Here is a 21,433-nt window from a genome sequence, read left to right as displayed (position 1 = left end):
TGGCCCGCTGTGGCGCTGACGCAGTAATCTGGATGAAAGGATGCTTTTGAGATGCCTTTGAGATGCCCTATATATATGGGTGCAACGCAACAGCCAAGGAGAGATGTGAACCAGCCAGACTCCGCCCCCGCCGTTGGGCGTACCGCGGAGACCAGTGACGGACCGAGCGCCAAGATGGGCCTGGCCGAAGGCCACCTGGTCCAGGAACTCGGTTTCGACGAGGACATCGACTTCGATTTCCGGAACACCCTGGAAGACGAGCTCGGTACTGAACTGCTGACCGAAGAGGACCAGGAGCCGGTCGACGCCGTCATCTTGTGGTGGCGCGAGGGCGACGGGGACATCGAAGACCTCGTGGACGCCCTGCTCGATGCCCAGACCTCTCTGGACTCCTCCGGACTGTTGTGGCTGTTGACCCCGCGCAAGGGCCGCGACGGGTACGTGCCACCGGCCGACGTCGCCGAGGCGGCACCGACCGCCGGACTCCATGTCACGACCACCGCCGGAGTGTCCGCGGATTGGATCGCGACCCGCTTGGTGGCCAAGCGCAACCTGTGACGGTTCCCGCCGGACCGGCACTGCGTGACCAGTTCGGTCAGGACTGGCCGTGGCCGCCCCTGGCCCCCGTGGGCCAGCACCCTGCCACGCACGACGTCGGCCCGGTCCCCTCGCGCTGTTGGCTCTTCTTTCTGCCGGGAGCCTTCACCCCGGTGTGCACGGCCGAACTGAGTTGGGTCGACGAACTGGGCGCGCAACTGTCACCGGCCGGCGTCGGGCTTCGGGTGGTGTCCTGTGATTCCGCAGCCGTCCTGCGGGCGCTGGCGGATGATCTGAGCATCGACACGCCGCTGCTGTCCGATTTCTGGCCGCACGGTGCCGCCGCGCAGGCAGTGGGGGAGTTCAACGAGAACACCGGCCGTCCCCACCGCTCCAGCGTCCTCGTGGATGCCACCGGAGCCGTACTGTCCCGGATCAGGGCGGAGCCCGGCAGTGAGCGCGAACGGCAAGCCCACCTGGATGCCGTAAAATAATCCGGACCGCCACCACGCCGAGACCGGTGTGGCACGGCGGATCCCAGGGCCTTTAGCTCAGCTGGTAGAGCACTGCGTTTACACCGCAGGTGTCGTCGGTTCGATCCCGGCAGGGCCCACCAGATGTTTCTCGCTCCGTACCTGGCCACGGGAGACGGAACCAGCGCGAGCCTCGGCCGCGCAGAGACACCCACGCCGGAACGGTCGGACGGCGGATGGTCGGGTCGGCCTCAGAGAGTGTTCGCATGGTGGTCTTCCACTGTGTCATGAAGGCGGTGGGTCGGAGCTTACAGGTGCAGCCGTTTGGCGAGTTCGTGGCGGACCTGACGGCCTTGGGCCCATTGCAACAGCACGAGGGCGACGACGCTCAGCGCGCCGCAGATTCCAGAGGGCACGGGATCGGTGACCCAGTCGAAGGCGAGGAAGCCGATCGGTGCCAGCCCCAGCAGGACCGTCAGTCCGCTGTAGAGAATGTGCTCCCCGACCTCGATGCGCATCACCCGGACCGTGATCAGCAAGGCCAGCATGGCGAAGACGCACACGATCGGCACCGCGTACGTCAGCGCCCACCCCTGCCAGCCGGTGAGGTAGTCCCAGTACACGCAGACCAGCCCCACCACGACCACCAGGTACACGGTGCCCTTGGCCACGTTGCGTCGTTTGCGCACGGCCATCAGCACCACCAGCCACATGGCACTGACCCCGAGCCAGATGGAGCGAAGGACGCCCAAATCGGCGAGCTCTCGGCTGAACAACACGGGGGCGACGAACGAGGCCAGGACCACCGCGATCGAGGTGAGAGACAGCGCCCGGATCACCCGCCGTCGGGAAAAGGTCAGCGGCACCGCTGGCAACGGGCTGGGCGCCGCCTCACCCGTGACGGGCGTCGAACACAGCGGGCAACGGGACCAGTCACCCTCGAGGTTGATGGAGCACTCCGCGCATCGCCTCACGGCTTCTCCTCCCCGTCCGTCCCCGCGTCCGTCCCCGCCTCCGCCTCTGCGAGCTCGTCCTCAGTGACCCGGGCCGCCGCCACCACCACGTCAATCCCGTTGGCGGTCAAGGACCGGGCGAACTCCCTGATGTGATCGGTCTCCGAGAACGGTGAGGTGAAGGTGACCGTGAGCAGACCGGCGTGGGAGATGGCGCAGAACTGGGGACGCGCCGCGGAGACGTGGAACAGCATCCGCCGCACGTGGGAATCCGCGGGCTCGGGCAGGGTCACCCGACCCAGATTCGAGACGGCGACGGTCAAGCTGCGGTTGCTGATCCGGTTGACCACTCCCAGGATCACATCCTTGAGCGGCCGCGGCACGATCCTCAGCGCGGGCGTTCGCTCGAACTGGATGAACCGTCGCAGCTTCGTCTCCAGGGCTTCCGGAGCGGCCTTCGGGCGGAACTGACTCTCGAGGTTTCGGCAGATGGCACCGAGGTCGTCTGGGCCGTCCCCGTAGGTGTGCTCCACGCGGACGGTGGCGAAGAAGTTCCGCGGCGAGGTCGAGGGGAAGAACTGGCGGAGATTCACCGGCACAGAGGCGGCGAGGGTGCGGGCCCGGCCCAGGTCCCCGGAGGAACGGCGGACGGACTCGAAGAACAGGGCCGTCAGATAGATCGTGAGACTGACGCCCTCGGCGCGGGCCAGGGCGAGCACATCCGGTGCGGGCATGGTCAGTTCGACGGCGCGAGTGCGGTGGTCCGGGGTGCGGGTTCCCCGTACCCGGTACACCCTGGTTCCCGACGCGCGGCGCAGCCGGCCGAGCCCCCAGGGCGCCGGGCGATCGACGTCGGCACCGGGGTCGCGCTCGGCACCGGACCCGAGCGCGGATACCGGCGCCTGCCGGGGTGCCGCGTCCCGCCGTCGTCGGAAATAATGTGCGAAGCTGTCCAGGCTGAGTTCATGCACCGGCTCTGCCGCGGGCGGCTGTTCCGGATACCGCAACCGCAGGTACGCGGTCACCAGGTCGGTGAGGAACCACAGCGCACCGGTGCCATCGGAGAGCGCGTGGAACACCTCGAGGACGATCCTGCGGCGATGATGCTCCACACGGAACAGCAGAGTGCGCCGGTCTGCCTGATAGATGGGGGCACAGGTGTGCAGGTTCTCCTCGGTGACGACCGGACGCAGGTCGCTGTCTTGCAGGTAGTACCAGAACACCCCTCGCCGGAGCACTGCGCGATAGAGTCGGTACTGGTCGTACGTCAGGTCCAGGGCCCGCTGGAGCAGCTGTGGGTCCACCTCGTGATCCATCTCCGCACTGAGGCGGAAGACCTTCGGATCGGAACTGGTCCGGGCCGCCAGGAAGATGTTGGAGGCGTTGTCCAGCCGCACCCATCTGCGGCGGGTCACGTCGGTGCCTCCCCGTGGCGGTCCGTCTCCGGGCGCTCGCGGACCGCCGGGTCGTCGGTGAGGAAGGTGTCGATCACGGCGTAGGCGTCTCGAAGGGGCCGGGAAAACCGGGGCAGAACGATGAAACCGTGCAGGGCGCGGAGCACCCGGTGGATCTGCACGTCGTTCCCGGCCTCCTGCAGAGCCCGGCCGTAGGCCTCGCCCTCATCGCACAGCAGGTCCAGTTCTGCGGTGATCACCAGAGTCCGGGGCTGGTCGGCGAGATCGGTCGCCATCAGCGGCGCGACCAGCCGGTCTCGGCGTTGCTCCGGATCGGGAACGTAGAGCTCCATGTAGTCCTGGACCTCGGTGTTGGTGAGCCGGTAGTCCTGACCATGGTGACGCACCGACGCGAACGGTGACGTCTCGGGGTCGTGATCCCAATGGGTCACCGGATAGAGCAGGATCTGCCGGTCGGCCCCGCGATGACCACGCTCGTGCAGCATCAACGAGACCGCGGCAGCGAGGTTGCCTCCCGCGGAATCGCCGACCAGGACGATGTCGGAGGCCTTCTCGATGCCCGCCCGTTGCGGATGGTCCAACAGTTGCCGGGTCACGTGATAGCAGTCCTGAAGACCCGCGGGAAAGGGATCCTCCGGTGCCAACCGGTAGTCGACGGCGGCCACCACGCAACCCGTGAGGTCCGCCATGGTCGCGCATGCCGGGGTATAGCTTTCGATGTCCCCGGTGACCCAGCCGCCTCCGTGAAAGAACAGGAGCACTGCATCGCTGCGCTTCTCTTTGGGCTGAAAGATCCGCACCGGGATCTGGTGGTCTCCCGCGTCCGACACCGTCTCCCGGTACCGATACCGAGGAGCCGGGAACGCAGCCAGCCGACGTTGGAAACGTCGCACCTTCGCGTAGTCCTCGCGCATGTTCACCCGGGGTGCGGCGAACAGGCTGAGCACCGCTCGAGACAGACGGTTCACCGAGACTTCAGAGGGCTGTGGGCATGCGATTCCATGGACACAGCTTAGAGACCTCGCCTGGGTGGTCCATTGACGGAGAAGTTAATCCGTTCGGCCGAAGCGGCGCCCCGCCTCGCGCCCGTACGTTTCAGTGCATGGAGACCGCCCAGAAACGTCGCAATCGAGAGTGGATGATCGCCGCAGGCCTCATCCTGTTGGCCGTCATCCCCTCGGTGGCCGGCGTGTTCCGCATATCGGAGATCGCCACCGGTGCCCCGGAAACGCCGGCCAACAGCCGGTTCCTGCAGTTGCCCCTGCCCGTCGTCGTACACATCATCGCCGCACTGATCTATTCGATTGTCGGTGCCTTCCAGTTTTTGCCCACCCTGCGCCGCCGCCGGACCAGTTGGCATGTTCTCGCCGGTCAGTACCTGGTGTTGCCCTCGGGCGTCCTCGTGGGGGTCACCGGTCTGTGGATGACCGCGGCCTATCAGACGCCTCTCGTCGACGGACCGGCGCTGGCAGCCTCCCGGTACGTCGTCGGTCTCGCGATGCTCGCGTTTCTGGCCCTGGCCGTCGTCGCCGTGACACAGCACCGGTACCGAGCACACGGCGAGTGGATGATCCGGGCCTACGCCCTGGCTCTCGGGGCCGGCACTCAGGTGCTGACCTCGGCGCCGTTCCTCATCATCTTCGGAGCACCGGACGAACTGGGACGGCTGCTCCAGATGGACGCCGGTTGGCTGCTGAACGTGGTGGCCGCCGAACTGATCATCCGGGCCCGCCGTCAGTCCCGGACCCCGGCTCGACGCCCCGCTCCTAGACTGAGCGTATGACCACGGCCAGGGGTACTCGACTGGGCGATCTGTGGCGGCAGGACGCCGCGATCGGCACCGGACCGCGGGGCGGAGACCTGTGGCTGACCGGAGTCGTCATCGCGATGGCGGTGTTCGAGGCCATCGTTCGCACGGATCTCGACTGGCCCGTGCCCGTCGCCGTGGTCACCGTGGCGCTCCTCGCTCTCTTGCCGTGGCGTCGCACGCACCCGTTGGTGGGGGTGGCGGCGATCTTCGTGACGACCTCTGCCCTGCAGATCGCGCAGCGCAGCGCCGGCGTCGGGCCGGACTCACTGGGCACCACCGTGGTCCTGCTGGCCTTTCCCTACGCCCTGTTTCGCTGGGGATCCGGACGTGCACGGGTGTGCGGCGCGCCTTTGCTGGCCCTGGGGGTCGTGCTCGCGACGGTGCTGTCATCCGGCCCGGACGCGGTGGCCGCTGGGCTGGCCGGCACCTCGATCGTCGGCACCACCGCGGTTCTCGGCGCCTTCAATCGTGAGCGGGCCAACGCGCGGAGTCGAGAGGCCGAGCGGATCCGGTCCCAGGAGCGCGAAGCCCTCGCCCGGGACCTGCACGACACCGTCTCCCACCATGTCTCGGCGATCGCCATCCGTGCCCAGGCGGCGGGACTCCACGCCGACGGCGGCCCCGTCGCCGAGGGGCTGCGGGTGATCGAGCACGAGGCCCAGCAGGCGTTGACCCAGATGCGCCAGTTGGTGGGGGTTCTGCGCGCCCCGGCCGAACTCGCGCCGACCACGTTGGCGGCAATCGCTGCCCTCGAGACTCCGGGGCCGCCGGCCGTGACGGTCCGCATGAAGGCTGCAGAGCTACCCGCGACCATCGCCAGCACTCTGTACCGGTTGGCGCAGGAGGGGGTCACCAACGCGCGCCGACACGCCACCGGGGCGAGCACCATCACCGTGGAGGTCTCGGTCCGTCGGAACGTCGCCGTCCTGACCGTGCACGACGACGGCCGTGTCGCCAGTCCCGGCACCGGTGCCAGCGTTGGAGCCAGTATTGGAGACAGCGCCGGGTACGGATTGCCCGGCGCTGCCGAGCGCACCGCCTTGCTCGGCGGGACGTTCTCGGCTGGCCCTGACGGCGCGGGATGGACTCTCCGGGCGGAGATCCCGCTCTCATCGTCGCAGCCAGCCTCCATGGAAGGCACACCGCGGTGATCTCCGTGCTGATCGCCGACGACCAGTCTCCGGTCCGCGAGGGGCTGGCCCTCCTCGTGGAGGCCGATCCGGCACTCAGGGTCGCGGGCCAGGCGGCCGACGGCGCCGAGGCGGTGCGACTGGCCCGAAGTCTGCGGCCGGATGTGGTGCTGATGGACATCCGTATGCCCGGGATGGATGGTTTGGCGGCCACCCGCGCACTGGCGGGGCCGGACGAGCGCGAGCCGTTCGCCGTCGTCGTGATCACGACCTTTGACCTGGACGAATACGTGCACGAGGCCCTCCGGAGCGGAGCCCGCGGGTTCCTGCTCAAGGACGCGGGCCCCGCGCTGATCGGTGAGGCGGTTCGCGCGGCTGCGGCCGGGGACGCGCTGATCTCACCGAAGATCACCACGCGACTGCTGGCGGAGTTCGCCCGCAACCGACCGCCGGGAGGAAGACCGGCGTCGGGCACCTCTGGTTCCGGCGGGGGAGCGGCGTCGAGCGTGCCGGACGCGCCGAGGCTGACAGCCCGCGAAGAGGACGTCCTGGCGCAGCTGGCCGCGGGACGGACCAACACCGAAATCGGCGCCGCGCTGCACCTGTCCTTGGGGACCGTCAAGACCCATATCGGCGGTGTGCTGACCAAACTGGGGCTGCGCAACCGCGTGGAGGCGGCGATGTGGGCCTACGAGACCGGACGGATGCCGATCCCGCCCTCTCGAACGTGACAGCAGGGGCGTAGACCAACGAGGGCGTAGACAACTGGGGCATAATGGAGGTGCCATGATGCGCACCATGTTCACGTCCAAGATCCACCGGGCCACCGTCACCCACGCCGACCTGCACTACGTCGGCTCCGTCACGGTGGATCAAGACCTGCTGGACGCCGCGGACATTCTCCCCGGCGAGCAGGTCTCCATTGTCGACGTCACGAACGGCGCCCGACTCGAGACCTACACCATCGTGGGTGAGCGGGGCAGCGGGGTGCTGGGCATCAACGGTGCCGCCGCGCACCTGGTGGACATTGGTGACACGGTCATCCTGATCGCCTATGGACAGATGACCACCGAAGAGGCACGGTCCTTCACGCCGACGGTGATCCATGTGGATGCGAACAACCGCATCGTCGGGCGTGGCTCCGACGCTGGCGAGGCCGTGGTCGAGGGACTGCGGCGCCCACCGTTTGCGGTCACACCCTGACCGGGGGTGAAACCGCCGTGCGGCCCGTGAGTGTTCAACGCCTGTTCACCCGGGAATTCCGCTCTGCGGTCGAAGACGACGGCGAGATGGTCCGATGATGGACAACGAGCCCCAGCACCGGTCCAGAAGGAGAGACCCCATGTTGTTGACCCCGGATGCTCCCCGCGAGAACCTGCGCGAGTTCATCGACAATCTGCGCAACGGCGGTTACACCATTGCGGATGGCCATACCCCGGACCCGGACCTCATCGACCCGCAGGGCCGGGCGGTGGAGACGTGGCAAGAGGACTATCCCTACTCGACGCGGCTCTCCCGCGAGGAGTACGAGCTGGAGAAGTACAAACTGCAGATCGAGCTGCTCAAACTGCAGTACTGGGGCGAGGACACCGGCCAGCGGCACATCATCGTGTTCGAGGGCCGCGACGCCGCCGGCAAGGGCGGCACGATCAAGCGCTTCACCGAGCACCTCAATCCGCGCACGGCCCGGGTGGTGGCGCTCAACAAGCCCTCCGACCGCGAGATGGGACAGTGGTACTTCCAGCGCTACATCAACCACTTCCCGACGGAGGGCGACATCGTGCTCTTCGACCGCTCCTGGTACAACCGGGCCGGCGTCGAGCGGGTGATGGGTTTCAGCACGGACGAGCAGTACAACACCTTCATGAACCAGGTGCCGCTGTTCGAGAAGATGCTCGTGGACGACGGGATCCACCTGACCAAGTTCTGGTTCTCCGTGACCCAGTCCGAACAGCGCACCCGTTTCGCCATTCGGCAGATCGACCCCGTCCGGCAGTGGAAGCTCTCGCCCATGGACCTGGAGTCCCTGGACCGGTGGGAGGACTACACCGCCGCCAAGGAGGCGATGTTCCTGCACACGGACACCGACCATGCGCCCTGGACCACGATCCGCTCCAATGACAAGAAGCGGGCCCGGCTCAACGCCATGCGGTATTTCCTCTCGAAGTTCGAATATGAGGGCAAGGACCACGAGGTGGTGGGCACCCCGGACCCGTTGATCGTGCGCCGCGGTCGCGACGCCGTCGGGGACTGACCTGGGGCCGCGACCACGTAGGCTGGACAGCATCGAACGACCCGGGCGAGACGGCCCCGGTCCCCTCAGGTCTGGCGGCAGCACCGAGGAGTGCTGGGAAGGAACGGCATGAAGGCTGACATCGGCGTTACCGGACTCGCGGTGATGGGGGCCAATCTGGCCCGGAACTTTGCCCGGCACGGCTACACCGTGGCCCTGCACAACCGCAGCCGCGCCCGCACCGACGCCCTGGTGGCCGAGCACGGTGCCGACGGGACGTTCATCCCCACGGAGACCCTGGCCGAGCTGGTGGAGAACCTGGCCGTTCCGCGTCGGGTGCTGATCATGGTCAAGTCCGGCCAGGCGGTGGACGACGTCATCGATCAGCTCGTACCGCTGTTGGACGCCGGAGACATCGTCATTGACGCCGGCAACTCCCACTACGAGGACACTCGACGCCGGGAGGCCGCACTGGCGGCACGGGATCTGCACTTCGTCGGCATCGGCGTCTCCGGCGGTGAGGAGGGCGCCCTCAACGGACCGGCGATCATGCCTGGCGGGCCGAAGGAGTCCTACGAGGCGCTGGGGCCACTGCTGGAGGACATCTCAGCGCACTATGACGGTGAACCGTGCTGCGCCTGGATCGGCACCGACGGCGCCGGGCACTTCGTGAAGATGGTGCACAACGGCATCGAGTACGCGGATATGCAGGTCATCGGCGAGGCGTACGACGTGCTGCGCTCCGTGGCCGGCATCGAACCGGAGGAACAGGCCGAGGTCTTCCGCCGCTGGAACACCACGGAGCTGGCCAGCTACCTCATCGAGATCACCGCCGAGGTGCTGGGTCACCGCGATGCCGCCACCGGATCACCACTGGTGGATGTCATCGAGGACCAGGCCGGCCAGAAGGGCACCGGCCGGTGGACCGCCATCTCCGGACTGGACCTCGGCGCGCCCATCGGAGCCATCGCCGAATCCGTCTTCGCCCGATCCCTGTCCAGCCAGCCGGAGATCCGGCACACCGCTCAACAAGTGCTGGCGGCCGGCACGACCACCGTGAAGGCTCCTCAGGGCGCGGACCGTGAGGCCTTCGTGGAGGACGTCCGCCTGGCGCTCTACGCCTCCAAGCTGGTCTCCTACGCTCAGGGCCTGGACATGTTGACCGCCGCGGCGGCCGAGTACGGATGGTCACTGGACCTCGGCACCATCGCTTCCCTGTGGCGTGACGGCTGCATCATCCGTGCGGACCTGCTCGACGTCATCATGAAGGCCTACGGGGGACGGGACACCACGCGTCACCCGGTACCGGGCACCACGGCTCCGGGGCAGCCGGACAATCTGCTTTTTGCTCCGGAGTTCCGCGACGCGATCGCCTCGGCCCTGCCGGCCTGGCGGCGGGTGGTCGCCACGGCCGTGGCCGCAGGGGTACCCGTTCCGGTGTTCTCCTCGGCGCTGTCCTACTACGACGGTCTGCGACGCGAGCGCCTGCCCGCCGCGCTGACCCAGGGCCTGCGAGACTACTTCGGCGCGCACACGTATCGCCGCGCTGACCGCGAGGGCACCTTCCACACCCTGTGGTCCGGCGACCGGTCCGAGACCGACGCCTGACCCCTTCCGTTTTCACACTTTGCGGGCAGAACGAACCGGTTCGTTCTGCCCGCAAAGTGTGAGGGGAGGGGAGATGGGGAAGTGCTAGATCCACATGGCGGGGTCGACGTACTCCGCCGGATCGACGGCGGCCTGGCGCTCCTTGGGCGCGCGCAGCCGCCACGTGGCGGGGACACCGGTGGCGATAGCGCCGGCCGGGGTGTCCTTGACGACGACGGCGTTGGCACCGACGGCCGTGTCCTCGCCGATCTCGACCGGGCCGAGGATCTTGGCGCCGGCTCCGACCACGACGCCGTTCTTCAGGGTGGGATGGCGGCGCACTTGCGCCAGGGACCGGCCTCCCAGAGTCACTCCGTGATAGAGCATGACGTCGTCGCCGATCTCTGCGGTCTCACCGATGACCACTCCCATCCCGTGATCGATGAAGAACCGTCGACCGATCGTCGCGCCGGGATGGATCTCGATCCCGGTGAGCGTACGAGTCGCCTGTGAGATCATCCGTGCCGGGGTCTTGAGCTTGTCGACCTTCCACATCCGGTGGGTCAGCCGATGCGCCCAGATGGCGTGCAGGCCCGAGTAGACGATGGCCACTTCAAAGTCGCCGCGCGCTGCCGGGTCATGAGCCCGGGCGTTGGCGATGTCTTCCTTCAGTCGGGACAGGAAACCCACTGGTGGCCTTTCGGTAGGCGGGCGATGGTCTAACGGTTCGTGGTGACTGGCCGGGGTGGCCGGAGGAGTGGACCGGCTCGGTCAGCCGCGGATGTCCTCATAGAGAACGGTCGAGATGTAGCGCTCACCGTAGTCGGCGACGACGGCCACGATCAGCTTGTCCCGGTTCTCCTCCTTGGCGGCCTCCTCCAGGGCAGCGGCCACAATGGCCCCCGAGGAGATTCCCCCGAGAATGCCTTCCTGGGTGCCCAGGGCGCGGGCGGTGGCCACCGACTCCTCGAGGGTGGCGGCGTAAACCGCGGAGTAGATCTCCGTGTCCAGGATCTCCGGAACGAAGTTGGCTCCGATGCCCTGAATCTTGTGCGGGCCGGCGTTGCCACCGGAGAGGATCGGGGAGTCGGAGGGTTCCACGGCGATCAGCCGCACATCCGAGTTCTGCTCCTTCAGGTACCGGCCGGCACCCGTGATGGTTCCGCCGGTACCGATGCCAGACACGAAGATGTCAACCTTGCCCTCAGTGGCCTCCCAGATCTCGGGGCCGGTGGCGTCATAGTGCGCCTGGACGTTGGCCTCATTGGCGAACTGCTGGGCCCAGACGGCGTTGTCCGACTCGGCCACGATCTGCTGGGCTTTGTCCAGGGCGCCCTTCATGCCGTCCGCCCCCGGAGTCAGGACGATCTCGGCGCCATAGGCCCGGAGCATGACCCGGCGTTCATTGGACATGGTTTCGGGCATGGTCAGCACCACCTGGTAGCCGCGGGCGGCCCCGACCATCGCCAGGGCGATGCCGGTGTTGCCCGAGGTGCCCTCCACGATGGTGCCGCCCGGACGGAGCTGGCCGGAGGCCTCTGCCGCGTCGACGATCGAACGGCCGATGCGGTCCTTGACGGAATTGGCCGGGTTGTAGAACTCCAGCTTGACGGCGACGGTGCCGGGGAGCCCCTCGGTCAACCGGTTGAGCAACACCAAGGGGGTATTGCCGACAGCTTCGGTGATGTTGTTGAGCATCTTGGCCATGTCAGGGGTTCCTTCCGGAGGCTGTAGACAGATGAGTCGGTACTGGAATCAGCCTATGTCAGTGCACCGTCTCCGAGGGCTCCACCAGCCACGACGAGTAACGCTGACGCACCTTGGCGAGCTTCGGTGTGATGATCACGTTGCAGTAGCCCACCTCAGGACGATTCGAGTAGAAATCCTGGTGGAAGGATTCGGCCGGGTACCACTGACCGAGCGGCTCGATGGTCGTGACGATGGGGTCGTCCCAATTCTGCTGGTTCCGCTCGATGGCCGCGCGGAAGAGCTGTTCGTCTTGAGCGTCCGCGGCGAACAGCGCCGAGCGGTACTGGGTGCCGACGTCGTACCCCTGACGGTTCAACGTGGTGGGGTCATGGCCGGTGAAGAACAGGTCCAGGATCAGATCTGCTCCGACGACGGACTCGTCGAAGGTCACCCGAACGGCCTCGGCATGTCCAGTTTGCCCGGAGCAGACGGCCTCGTAATCCGGGTTCGGCCAGTCTCCACCCGTGTACCCGGATTCGACGGCGGTGACGCCCCGGATTCGCCGGTAGACGGCGTCCAGGCACCAGAAGCATCCGCCCGCCACGGTCAGCACCCGGTGCGACGAAGAGTGGTGGCTTGCGTGGTCTGCGTTGACTGCGGAGTCCTTGAAATCACTCACATTCGCGTACAGCACCAGGGGGCGCGCGTTCATTCCCGGGTCGGGCACAATAGGGCCATGACTGCCGAGACCCCGAGCGATGCGACGACCGAGCAGACAACCGAGCAGACGACTGAGCAGACAACTGAGCAGACGACGGGGGACCTGACCACTCCCACCCTTGCCCAGGTCCTGGAGGTCTTCGAGGAGTTGTGGCCAGAGTCCTTGGCCCAGTCCTGGGATGCCACCGGGCTGGTGGCAGGACGGCCGGAGCGAGCCGTGGAGCGCATCCACTTTGCCGTGGACCCGGTCCACGAGGTGGTGGAGGAAGCCGTGGGCGCCGGGGCGCAATTGTTGGTCACCCACCATCCGCTGCTGTTACGCGGAGTGAATTCAGTGGCTGCCACCGGGTTCAAGGGCGACGTCATCCATACCCTCGTGGAGGGTGGCTGCGCCCTGCTGACGGCCCATACCAACGCCGACTCCGCGGTCGGTGGGGTCTCGGACGTCATCGCCGATGTCCTCGGCCTGGAGGACGTCGTTCCGTTGGCGCCGGCCGAGGGCGGGCTGTCGGAAGAGGGCCTTGGCCGAGTGGGACGGTTGCCGCAATCCATGACCCTGGCCGAGTTCGGCTCTCGGGTCTTCGGCGCCATGCCGTCGGTGGCCGGCGGAGTGCGCGTGGCCGGAGACCGGGACGGCATCGTCAGCCGGGTGGCAGTCTGCGGTGGCGCCGGAGATGGTTTGTTCGACGAGGTCCGTGCCTCCGGTGCCGACGTGTACGTCACCGCTGATCTGCGCCACCACCCCGCGTCGGAGTTCCGGGAGGCAGCGCGGCTCACCGGTGGCCGCCCGTACTTGGTCGAGGTCTCGCACTTCGGCAGCGAATGGCTGTGGCTTCCCGCGGCTGCGGAGGCACTCGACCACCTGCTGACCGACCGTGGTTTCGGCGTTGAGATCGCCGTGAGCTCTCGGAACACCGATCCCTGGGACTTCGTCCTGACTCCCGGCACCTGAGGACTCGCGCGAGAGAAGTCCGGCACCTGAGAACTCGAGCGCTTCGCGGCGCTCTCTGAACCACACCCTCGACGAATCGAGAACACGATGACGACTGCTTCACGTGAAGACCAGCTACGCCTGCTGGAGCTTCAATCCCTGGACACCGCTCTCGACCAGGCTCGCCACCGGATGCAGCAGCTGCGGCAGGACGCCGACTATGCCTCGCTGCAGAAGACGCTGGCCGAGCGTCAGGAGTCCGCGGACCAAGCGGCCGCTGCCCTGGCCGAGGCTCGCGCCGCTGTCTCCGCGGCCGAAGCCGAGGTCGCCTCCGTGCAGGACCGCCGGGAGCGCAATCAGAAGCGATTGGACGCCGGCCAGGGCTCGGCCCGAGACCTGGAGAACATGATGCATGAGATCTCCACCCTGACGGAGCTGCAGAATCAGCACGAGGAGGTTGAGCTCGAAGCCATGGACGCGGCCGAACAGGCCGAGGTCGCCGAAGCGGCGGCGCAGCGGTCGTTGGCTCAAGCCCAGGCCGCTGCTCAAGAGCGCAGCGCCGTCCTGAAGCAGGAAGCCTCCGAGGTCGCCGCCCAGGGCAATGATGTGACGGCCCGGCGCAAGGCGCTCGCGGCGACCCTGCCGGATGACCTCGTCGCCCGCTATGACAAGATCCGCAGCCGCAACGGGGGCATCGGCGCCGCACGGCTGATCGGCAACCGCTCCGAGGCCTCCGGGATGCCGATCAGCCCGGCCGATCTGGCGGAGATCGAGCAGACCCCGGTGGAGACGTTGGTGTTCTGTCCGGATTCCGGAGCCATCCTGGTCCGTGCCGACGACGACGGCCAGTCGGCGTGAGCGGCATGGCTGAGGGAGTCAGTTCCCACACCGCTGCCGGATCCGCCGGCCAGGACTCCGGAGAACGGCTGCTGCAGGTCGAAGCCGACGGCGGCTCGCGCGGCAATCCGGGCGTGGCCGGATACGGTGCCCTCGTCCGGGACCCACGCACGGGAGCGGTGCTCGATATTGACGCCCGCCCCCTGGGCACCGCCTCGAACAATGTGGCTGAATACTCGGGACTGATCGCGGGACTGGAGATGGCTCGTCGGATCGACCCGGAGGCCCGAGTGCACGTCAAGCTGGACTCCAAGCTGGTCGTAGAGCAGATGAGCGGTCGCTGGAAGATCAAGCACGCGGACATGCAGAAGCTCGCCACCCGGGCCCGAGCCATCCTGCCGACCGAGAAGGTCACCTATCAGTGGATCCCGCGGGCACAGAACAAGGACGCCGATCTGCTCTCGAACGAGGCCATGGACGCCGGAGCGAAGGGCGTCCCGTGGGCGCGAGCTGACTCGGGCATCGCCGTTGCACTGGCGGGCTCTGAATCGGCACAGCCTGAACCAGTACATCCTGAGCCAGCACAGCCTGAACCGGCACAGCCCGAGCTCGCCGAGGCATCGGTGCCCGAAGCGGCGGCCGAAGTAGCACCCGCACCGACGGTGCAACCGGCCGCGGCCGACGTCGGGACATCACGGCGACCGGGGCGGCTGCACCACGTGGAGATCTGGGTCGACGACCTGGCACGGGCACGCCAAACCCTGGGCTGGCTGTTCGAGGAACTCGGTTATGTGGTCAGCGGCGAATGGTCCGAGGGGACCAGCTATCAGGGTGCGGCAGAGTACCTGGTGCTGGAGTCGGGCCCGGATGTCGCCTCGGGTGGTCACGACCGATTGCGGCCGGGACTGAACCACGTGGCGTTCCGCGCTGGTTCGCGGGCCGACGTCGACGCTCTGGTGGAGGCCGCCACTCAGCGCGGTTTCACCTTGATGTTCTCCGATCGGCACCCCTTCGCGGGAGGCCGAAGTCACTACGCCGCCTATCTCGAGGCTCCGGGAGGATTCCAGGTCGAGCTGGTCGCCGACCCACTCACCTGATCTCCTGCCCCCTGCCCTCCCATCTGGCGGTCGAAAGTGCCCCAACACGCCCGGGAATTTGCCCGAAATCGGTGCACTTTCGACCGCCAGATGCACAGGGGTGCAAAGGGTGGGGACCTCAGACGGTGGTGTGCTGGTCCGGGAGCGTGATCTGCAGGCTGGCCGGCTTCGTTCCCGTGGACGGCACCAGATCCACCGTCCAGTCATACGGCCCACTGGCGGATCCGGACGCGGCCACCACGTCAGCGGCCGCCTCGACGGACTTCACTGCCCGCGGACCGGCCAACAACAGTTCCCGGGCGACCAGGCCGCGGGTGTGCTTGGCGAAGTGTGAGACGACGGTGCGTTCGCCGTTGCGGATCTGAAAGACGTCAACGGTCGCCGTCACGGCCGGTGGAGCCTTCCACTGGGCAGCGTAGCCGCCGGAACGGCAGTCGATGATCACGCGAGACGATGTGGCATGAGCGTCCAGGAGCGGAGCGAGCCGCGGCTTCCACCAGCTCGACATCCTGCCGATCCCGGGCAGGGAGTTCGATACGGACAGGCGGTGGTTCGGAATGCGGTTGCCCAGGGTCAGCACCCCGAACAGGCCGGAAAAGACCAACACGGACTTCCGGGCGCGCCTGCGGGCGGCCTCTGGCAACGCGGAATAGTCCAGAGCGTCGAACAACACCCCTGTGAAGACCTGATGTGCCGGAGCGGTGGGGGACTCCATCAGGACGGTGTTCGCGTCAATGTCCGGCTGGGCTGATGCTCCAACGCCGAGCACCCGTGCTGCGTCTGGAGCCGAGGAGACCGCGGACAGCGTGCCCATGACCGTGGTGCGCTCTCCGGCCAGTGAGGGAAGGAACAAGGAATGCAGGTCGAGGGGTGCGCCGGAGCGCGGGGCGGTCTTGCCCTCGGAGGGCGGCAACAGAATGAGCACGGGGGACAGCCTAGCGATTCCCGTAGAGTGGTTCGCCGGGACAGGTCGGCAGACGGTCGCAGGGCGTCGGCAACGGCGCCGTGAGGAACGTCCGGACTCCAGAGGGCAGGATGGTGGGTAACGCCCACTCGGGGCAACCCGCAGGACAGTGCCACAGAAAGCAGACCGCCCGCCGTACCGGTGTTCGCACCGGTGTGGCGAGTGAGGGTGAAAGGGTGGTGTAAGAGACCACCAGCGGCCCGGGTGACCGGGTCGGCTCGGTAAACCCCATCCGGAGCAAGACCGAACAGGATGTGTTCGAGGGCGGCCCGCCTGAGCATCCGGGTTGGTCGCTGGAGCCCGTCGGCAACGGCGGGCCTAGATGGATGGCCGTCACCGTGGCCCGGGTAACCGGCCACGGCACAGAATCCGGCGTATCACCGACCTGTCCCACCCCGCGCAGTGACGTACTGACGTACCACGCACCGTGCGCACGAAAAACGGATCCCCGGAAGGTCAAGCCTCCCGGGGATCCGTTCTGTGTTCGTGCACCGGGGCATCGTCCCTGACAGGGAACGCCGCGGTGCACGCTGTTCAGCTAGTCCTTCCGGCGCCGGCCGAACTTGCCGCGGTGCTCGGGATCTTCAGGTCGAGCTTCCGGCTCGGCCACCTGAGTCGCGGTCCCTGGACGGGCCGGGCCACGACGACGGTCGAAGACTCCCGTGGTCCGCGAGATGCGGTAGTCGATGCGGGAATCGATCTGCTCACCGAAGGCTTCGTCGAAGTCCTCCGACAACCGCTCACTGAACTGCTCGTAACGGAGCCGGCGTTCGCGAGCGTCGAGGGCCTTCTGGTCCCTCGTCAGACCCTTGACGATCGCGAAGCACATGGCGATCAGGATGATGCTGAACGGCAGCGCGGTGGCGATCGATGCAGCCTGCAAGGCATTCAACCCGCCGGCCAACAACAGCCCAATGGCCAGGAGACCCTCGAGGAGCGCGAACAGCACACGCGACCAGATCGGCGGGTTCGGGTGCCCACCGGAGGCCAGCATGTCCACCACCAGCGAACCGGAGTCCGACGAGGTGATGAAGAAGATCGCGATGACCAGGATGGCGATCACGGACAGGATGGAGCCGAGCGGCAACTCGCCCAGGACATCGAAAAGCGCGGCCTCGGTCCCGAAGGAGTCGGCGCCTTCAGGAACCAGAGGATTATCCGAGAAGAACTGGCGGAACAGACCCGCGCCGCCCATCACGGAGAACCAGAAGAACCCGAGCAGCGTCGGCACCAGCAGCACGCCGGCGATGAACTGCCGGACGGTCCGTCCACGGGAGATGCGGGCGATGAAGACGCCGACGAACGGCGCCCAGGAAACCCACCAGCCCCAGTAGAACAGGGTCCAGCCGGCATTCCAATCGGCGCCCGGCGCGCCGGAGTAGGCCCCGACGTTGAACGTCATGTGCAGCACCTCGGCCAAGTAGACGCCCATGGACTGGACGAAGTTCTGGAACAGGAACAGGGTTGGACCCAGCAACAGCACCGAAATCAGCAGCAGGGCTGCCAGCGAGAGGTTGATGTTGGACAACCACTTAATGCCGCGCCCGATGCCCGACACCACAGAGAAGGTGGCCAGCAGGGTGATGACGATGATCAACACCACCAGCAGCACGTTGTCCGGAGCTTCGACGACTCCCATGGCACTCAGCCCCGCAGCGATCTGAGAGACACCCAGGCCCAGGGAGGTGGCAATACCGAAGACGGTGCCGAAGATGGCGAGGATGTCAATGACGTCGCCCATCCAGCCCTTGACGCGGTCGCCCAGGAGGGGCTCCAGAGCCCAGCGAATGGAGACGGGACGGCCGCGGCGGTGGATGGCGTAAGCGACGGCCAAGCCGATCACCGCGTAGATGGCCCATGGGTGCAGGCCCCAGTGCACAAACGTCTGCGCCATGCTGAGCATGGCCACGGTGTGCTCTTCACCCGGCAGGATGGTGGTCACACCATCGGCGCCAGTTTCCGTGCCCGGCCAGCCGGGCTTCGGCATGGTGGTGGCAAAGCCGAGGGGCTCGCCGACACCGTAGAAGACGAGGCCGATGCCCATGCCGGCAGCGAAGAGCATGGAGAACCAGGACAGAACCCCGAACTCCGGCTTCTCGTCGTCACGGCCCAGTCGAATCTTGCCGAACTTGGAGAAGCACACGACCAGGGCCACCACGATGAAGAAGGCGATGGCCAGCATGTAGAACCAGCCGAGGTTGGTGGTGATCCACCCCTGGATATTGGACAGCACCTCGCCGGTCGGCCCTGGTGCCAGAATGGCGATCAGTGCGACGGCGGCGATGATGATCAGGGCCGGCCAGAAGACGGCCGATGCGATGGTGCCCTTGCCCAGGCGTACGCCCTGGCGCCGCAGCTTCTCCGCAATCTGGTCGTCGGTGTCGTTCTCCTCGATGCGCGCCGAACGAGGAACCTCCGCGCCGGGTGGCGCGGTCGATGCGGCTGCTGTCGGAGGTGGTTCCTCCGCAGCCGTGGTGGGTTCGTTACCCGAGTTCGACATGTCAGCCTCTCTATGTGTCAAGTGATGGCGGTCCCGAAAACGGCCGCGATCGAACTGATCTTTCCCAGCCACCATTCAGTAAGGCGGGGTATGAGTCAAACGAATGTGTGCAGTCAACAGTCTACGATTCTACAAATTCCGGGTTGGGCGTGCCGGAAGAGGTGCCGCACCGGTGAGCGGCGGCCATCAAATCGTCCGCTGAATCACTAGACTGATGGCCGCCGTATCCTGAGAGATAAGAAGGCCGGGACGGGCCATGACCGTCTGCACACCGCGTGCCCACCGGCACCTGTGAGCGACAGTGACGTCGCCCCCTGAACACAGGGGCACAAAGGAAGGACCCATCGTGGCTGAAGAGACCAACGGAACCGCGCAAGAGCACCGCGCCACCTGGAATCACCGGGAGGAACTGGCCGAGAAGATGGTTCCGCTGATCGGCACGTTGTACCGGGACAACAACGTCATCACCAGCATTTACGGCCGACAGCTCATTCACAAGGGCGTCATCGACATCATCAAGGCGCACCGTTACGCCCGGCAGATCGATGAGGCCGTGTTGCCGGTCGAGGAGACGTATCCGATCGTCGAGGCGATGACCCGGATGGACCTGGGCGCGGCGTCGATCGACCTGGGCAAGCTGGCCGCCCGGTTCCGGACCGCCGGCGGGGACCTGCAGCATTTCCTCAACACCGAGTTGGCCGACGTCGCCGGCCAGGGCGGCGAGGGAGTCCGGGAGAAGAGGGACGTGGTCCTCTACGGATTCGGACGGATCGGCCGACTGCTGGCCCGCATCATCCTGTCCCACGAGGGTGGAGGCTCCTCGCTGCGCCTCCGTGCCATCGTGGTGCGGAAGAACTGCGAGGACGACCTCATCAAGCGTGCCTCACTGCTGCGCCGCGACTCCATCCACGGCGCCTTCGAGGGCACCATCACCGTGGATGAGGAGAAGAACACCATCACCGCCAACGGCACGGTGATCCAGGTGATCTACTCCAACGATCCGGGCTCCGTGGACTACCCCTCCTTCGGCATCGACAACGCCATCGTGGTGGACAACACGGGACGCTGGCGTGACGAGGACGGACTGGGTCAGCACTTGAAGTCTCCGGGCGTCGCCAAGGTGCTGTTGACCGCTCCGGGCAAGGGCGAGATCAAGAACATCGTGTACGGAGTCAACGGCGATGACATCACCGACGAGGACACGATTCTCTCTGCCGCCTCCTGCACCACCAACGGCATCACCCCGGTGCTGAAGGTCATCAACGAGGAATACGGCATCGACCACGGTCACGTGGAGACCGTCCACGCCTACACCAATGACCAGAACCTCACGGACAACTTCCACAAGGGCTCCCGTCGCGGCCGTGCAGCCGGACTGAACATGGTGCTGACGGAGACCGGTGCCGCCAAGGCCGTGGCCAAGGCCCTGCCCGAACTCAAGGGCAAGCTGTCCGGCAACGCCATCCGTGTGCCCACCCCGGACGTGTCCATGGCCATCCTCAACCTGGAGCTCGAGAAGGAGACCACCGTCGAGGAGCTCAATGCTCGACTGCGTGAGGAATCTCTCACCGGTAACCTCCGCCACCAGATCGACTACATCCATTCCCCGGAGGTCGTGTCCACGGATTTCGTGGGCTCCAACCGCGCCGGCATCGTGGACGGGCTGGCCACCATCGTCAACGGCGGCAAGAACGCGGTGTTGTACGTCTGGTATGACAACGAGTTCGGTTACTCGTGCCAGGTCGTCCGCGTGATCGAGAAGATGACCGGGGACACCATCCCGGCATTGCCACGCTCATGATCTGACAGACCCAACATACCCACCAACGACGCCGGCCGGTCACCTACTCGAGGTGACCGGCCGGCGTCGTGGGTGGTGGTCTTTTTAGTCGGCGTCCGCCGCCTCTGGCGCGTCCGGCGAGTCCGACTCCGACGTGTGGTCATGTCCGAAGGGATCGGGGTCGACGCCGGGCATCCAGGAGTTTCCGGGCACGGTCCAGCCCTCGCGGCGCAGGGACTTCTTCCATCGCCGAGTCCACTTGCCGTTGAGACGGTTGATGTAGAGGTACCCGTCCAGGTGGTCGTACTCGTGCTGCAGCACGCGCGCGAGCCAACCGCTGGCCTCGAAGTCGAGCGTCTCTCCGTCGACGGTCTGGCCCGTCAGCCGAACGTGGTCCGATCGCTTGAGCGGAAAGCTGTAGCCCGGCACGGAGAGGCAGCCCTCGGACTCCTCATCCGGGTCCGGATCCTCTTGAGAGGTCTTGCCGATACGGGTGAGCACCGGGTTGATCACATGACCGCGGGGCGGGGCATCGCCGGAGTCCTCATACGTCCACGTGAAGATCCGCAGCCCGACGCCGACCTGGGGCGCGGCCAGGCCGACGCCGCGAGCGGCTTCCTGAGTCTCGAACATGTCGCTGACCAGTGTCCGGATCTCCTCGTCGATCTGCGTGACCTCCGTGGCTCGGCGGTGCAGAACGGGTTCACCGTGGATGGTGATCGGGCGGACGGTCATGGTGTGCGGACTCCTGGTGGTCGTGAACTCTGGAGGGAAGAG

General features: G+C 66.7%; 21 protein-coding genes, 1 tRNA gene and 1 other RNA gene. 14 read left to right on the top strand and 9 right to left on the bottom strand.

What is annotated here, in order from left to right; translation table 11 throughout:
* Nucleotides 1-174: 174 nt before the first annotated feature.
* The 3 genes from ACFQQD_RS09925 to ACFQQD_RS09915 all read left to right on the top strand — a co-directional run bounded on the left by ACFQQD_RS09925 (nucleotide 175) and on the right by ACFQQD_RS09915 (nucleotide 1,153).
* Nucleotides 175-558 carry a DUF3052 domain-containing protein gene (locus tag ACFQQD_RS09925; RefSeq protein ID WP_378090086.1) on the top strand — a complete coding sequence of 128 codons (384 nt, stop codon included), beginning with the start codon at nucleotides 175-177 and terminating at the stop codon, nucleotides 556-558.
* Nucleotides 555-1,031 (top strand): redoxin domain-containing protein, encoded by a 477-nt coding sequence (locus ACFQQD_RS09920; protein WP_378088799.1) that lies wholly within the window; start codon nucleotides 555-557, stop codon nucleotides 1,029-1,031. Before ACFQQD_RS09925 ends, ACFQQD_RS09920 begins: the two co-directional genes overlap by 4 nt.
* Nucleotides 1,032-1,077: 46 nt before the next feature.
* Nucleotides 1,078-1,153: transfer RNA gene (locus ACFQQD_RS09915), tRNA-Val, on the top strand.
* A gap of 165 nt (nucleotides 1,154-1,318) precedes the next feature.
* Here ACFQQD_RS09915 and ACFQQD_RS09910 read toward each other — a convergent pair.
* Genes ACFQQD_RS09910 through ACFQQD_RS09900 form a run of 3 tightly spaced genes read right to left on the bottom strand, consistent with a single transcriptional unit; the run spans nucleotide 1,319 to nucleotide 4,346 of the window.
* The gene (locus ACFQQD_RS09910) at nucleotides 1,319-1,984 is read right to left on the bottom strand and encodes a DUF6320 domain-containing protein (RefSeq protein ID WP_378088797.1); all 666 of its coding nucleotides are present in this window, start codon (nucleotides 1,982-1,984) and stop codon (nucleotides 1,319-1,321) included.
* Nucleotides 1,981-3,378 (bottom strand): alcohol acetyltransferase, encoded by a 1,398-nt coding sequence (locus ACFQQD_RS09905; protein ID WP_378088795.1) that lies wholly within the window; start codon nucleotides 3,376-3,378, stop codon nucleotides 1,981-1,983. Before ACFQQD_RS09905 ends, ACFQQD_RS09910 begins: the two co-directional genes overlap by 4 nt.
* Nucleotides 3,375-4,346, bottom strand: coding sequence for an alpha/beta hydrolase (locus tag ACFQQD_RS09900; protein WP_378088793.1), 972 nt, complete (start codon nucleotides 4,344-4,346; stop codon nucleotides 3,375-3,377). The genes ACFQQD_RS09905 and ACFQQD_RS09900 overlap by 4 nt, the downstream gene beginning before the upstream one ends.
* Before the next feature lie 134 nt (nucleotides 4,347-4,480).
* Between ACFQQD_RS09900 and ACFQQD_RS09895 the strand changes: the two genes are divergently transcribed.
* The 6 genes from ACFQQD_RS09895 to gndA all read left to right on the top strand — a co-directional run bounded on the left by ACFQQD_RS09895 (nucleotide 4,481) and on the right by gndA (nucleotide 10,159).
* Nucleotides 4,481-5,161 carry a DUF2306 domain-containing protein gene (locus ACFQQD_RS09895; protein ID WP_378088791.1) on the top strand — a complete coding sequence of 227 codons (681 nt, stop codon included), beginning with the start codon at nucleotides 4,481-4,483 and terminating at the stop codon, nucleotides 5,159-5,161.
* Nucleotides 5,158-6,339 (top strand): sensor histidine kinase, encoded by a 1,182-nt coding sequence (locus tag ACFQQD_RS09890; protein ID WP_378088789.1) that lies wholly within the window; start codon nucleotides 5,158-5,160, stop codon nucleotides 6,337-6,339. The genes ACFQQD_RS09895 and ACFQQD_RS09890 overlap by 4 nt, the downstream gene beginning before the upstream one ends.
* On the top strand, nucleotides 6,336-7,049 hold the full coding sequence (locus ACFQQD_RS09885; RefSeq protein WP_378088786.1) for a response regulator: 714 nt from the start codon (nucleotides 6,336-6,338) through the stop codon (nucleotides 7,047-7,049). Before ACFQQD_RS09890 ends, ACFQQD_RS09885 begins: the two co-directional genes overlap by 4 nt.
* A gap of 55 nt (nucleotides 7,050-7,104) precedes the next feature.
* Complete coding sequence (gene panD / locus ACFQQD_RS09880) at nucleotides 7,105-7,521, top strand: aspartate 1-decarboxylase (protein ID WP_378088784.1); 417 nt, start codon at nucleotides 7,105-7,107, stop codon at nucleotides 7,519-7,521.
* A 139-nt stretch (nucleotides 7,522-7,660) separates the two neighbouring features.
* Nucleotides 7,661-8,572: a polyphosphate kinase 2 gene (ppk2, locus tag ACFQQD_RS09875; protein ID WP_378088781.1), complete on the top strand. Its 912-nt coding sequence runs from the start codon at nucleotides 7,661-7,663 to the stop codon at nucleotides 8,570-8,572.
* Nucleotides 8,573-8,680: 108 nt separating this feature from the next.
* On the top strand, nucleotides 8,681-10,159 hold the full coding sequence (gene gndA, locus ACFQQD_RS09870) for an NADP-dependent phosphogluconate dehydrogenase (protein WP_378088779.1): 1,479 nt from the start codon (nucleotides 8,681-8,683) through the stop codon (nucleotides 10,157-10,159).
* Between the two features lie 84 nt (nucleotides 10,160-10,243).
* Here the strand turns inward: gndA and epsC are convergent, their stop codons facing one another.
* The 3 genes from epsC to msrA all read right to left on the bottom strand — a co-directional run bounded on the left by epsC (nucleotide 10,244) and on the right by msrA (nucleotide 12,539).
* Entirely contained in the window at nucleotides 10,244-10,828 is a 585-nt protein-coding gene (epsC, locus tag ACFQQD_RS09865) for a serine O-acetyltransferase EpsC (RefSeq protein ID WP_378088776.1), read from the bottom strand.
* Nucleotides 10,829-10,909: 81 nt separating this feature from the next.
* On the bottom strand, nucleotides 10,910-11,845 hold the full coding sequence (cysK, locus tag ACFQQD_RS09860) for a cysteine synthase A (protein WP_378088773.1): 936 nt from the start codon (nucleotides 11,843-11,845) through the stop codon (nucleotides 10,910-10,912).
* Nucleotides 11,846-11,903: 58 nt separating this feature from the next.
* Complete coding sequence (gene msrA / locus ACFQQD_RS09855) at nucleotides 11,904-12,539, bottom strand: peptide-methionine (S)-S-oxide reductase MsrA (RefSeq protein ID WP_378088771.1); 636 nt, start codon at nucleotides 12,537-12,539, stop codon at nucleotides 11,904-11,906.
* Between the two features lie 24 nt (nucleotides 12,540-12,563).
* On the opposite strand from msrA, the gene ACFQQD_RS09850 reads away from it, so the two are divergent.
* The 3 genes from ACFQQD_RS09850 to ACFQQD_RS09840 all read left to right on the top strand — a co-directional run bounded on the left by ACFQQD_RS09850 (nucleotide 12,564) and on the right by ACFQQD_RS09840 (nucleotide 15,412).
* Nucleotides 12,564-13,499, top strand: coding sequence for a Nif3-like dinuclear metal center hexameric protein (locus ACFQQD_RS09850; protein WP_378088768.1), 936 nt, complete (start codon nucleotides 12,564-12,566; stop codon nucleotides 13,497-13,499).
* A gap of 87 nt (nucleotides 13,500-13,586) precedes the next feature.
* The gene (locus tag ACFQQD_RS09845; RefSeq protein WP_378088766.1) at nucleotides 13,587-14,336 is read left to right on the top strand and encodes a zinc ribbon domain-containing protein; all 750 of its coding nucleotides are present in this window, start codon (nucleotides 13,587-13,589) and stop codon (nucleotides 14,334-14,336) included.
* A 5-nt stretch (nucleotides 14,337-14,341) separates the two neighbouring features.
* Nucleotides 14,342-15,412, top strand: a complete 1,071-nt coding sequence (locus tag ACFQQD_RS09840) for a reverse transcriptase-like protein (protein WP_378088764.1) — start codon at nucleotides 14,342-14,344, stop codon at nucleotides 15,410-15,412.
* A gap of 118 nt (nucleotides 15,413-15,530) precedes the next feature.
* Here ACFQQD_RS09840 and ACFQQD_RS09835 read toward each other — a convergent pair whose 3' ends face one another.
* Complete coding sequence (locus tag ACFQQD_RS09835) at nucleotides 15,531-16,337, bottom strand: YaaA family protein (RefSeq protein WP_378088762.1); 807 nt, start codon at nucleotides 16,335-16,337, stop codon at nucleotides 15,531-15,533.
* A gap of 40 nt (nucleotides 16,338-16,377) precedes the next feature.
* Between ACFQQD_RS09835 and rnpB the strand changes: the two genes are divergently transcribed.
* An RNA gene (gene rnpB / locus ACFQQD_RS09830) (RNase P RNA component class A) lies at nucleotides 16,378-16,769 on the top strand.
* A 145-nt stretch (nucleotides 16,770-16,914) separates the two neighbouring features.
* Here rnpB and ACFQQD_RS09825 read toward each other — a convergent pair.
* Nucleotides 16,915-18,876, bottom strand: coding sequence for a BCCT family transporter (locus ACFQQD_RS09825; RefSeq protein ID WP_378088760.1), 1,962 nt, complete (start codon nucleotides 18,874-18,876; stop codon nucleotides 16,915-16,917).
* A 346-nt stretch (nucleotides 18,877-19,222) separates the two neighbouring features.
* Here ACFQQD_RS09825 and ACFQQD_RS09820 point away from each other — a divergent pair, with 346 nt between their 5' ends.
* Nucleotides 19,223-20,677 (top strand): glyceraldehyde-3-phosphate dehydrogenase, encoded by a 1,455-nt coding sequence (locus ACFQQD_RS09820; RefSeq protein WP_378088758.1) that lies wholly within the window; start codon nucleotides 19,223-19,225, stop codon nucleotides 20,675-20,677.
* A gap of 84 nt (nucleotides 20,678-20,761) precedes the next feature.
* Here the strand turns inward: ACFQQD_RS09820 and def are convergent, their stop codons facing one another.
* Entirely contained in the window at nucleotides 20,762-21,391 is a 630-nt protein-coding gene (gene def, locus ACFQQD_RS09815; protein ID WP_378088756.1) for a peptide deformylase, read from the bottom strand.
* Nucleotides 21,392-21,433: the final 42 nt, after the last annotated feature.

Origin of the sequence: Citricoccus sp. GCM10030269, from assembly GCF_042665635.1 — a bacterium.
Lineage (GTDB): Bacteria > Actinomycetota > Actinomycetes > Actinomycetales > Micrococcaceae > Citricoccus.
This window is presented reverse-complemented; position numbering and strand designations above follow the sequence as displayed.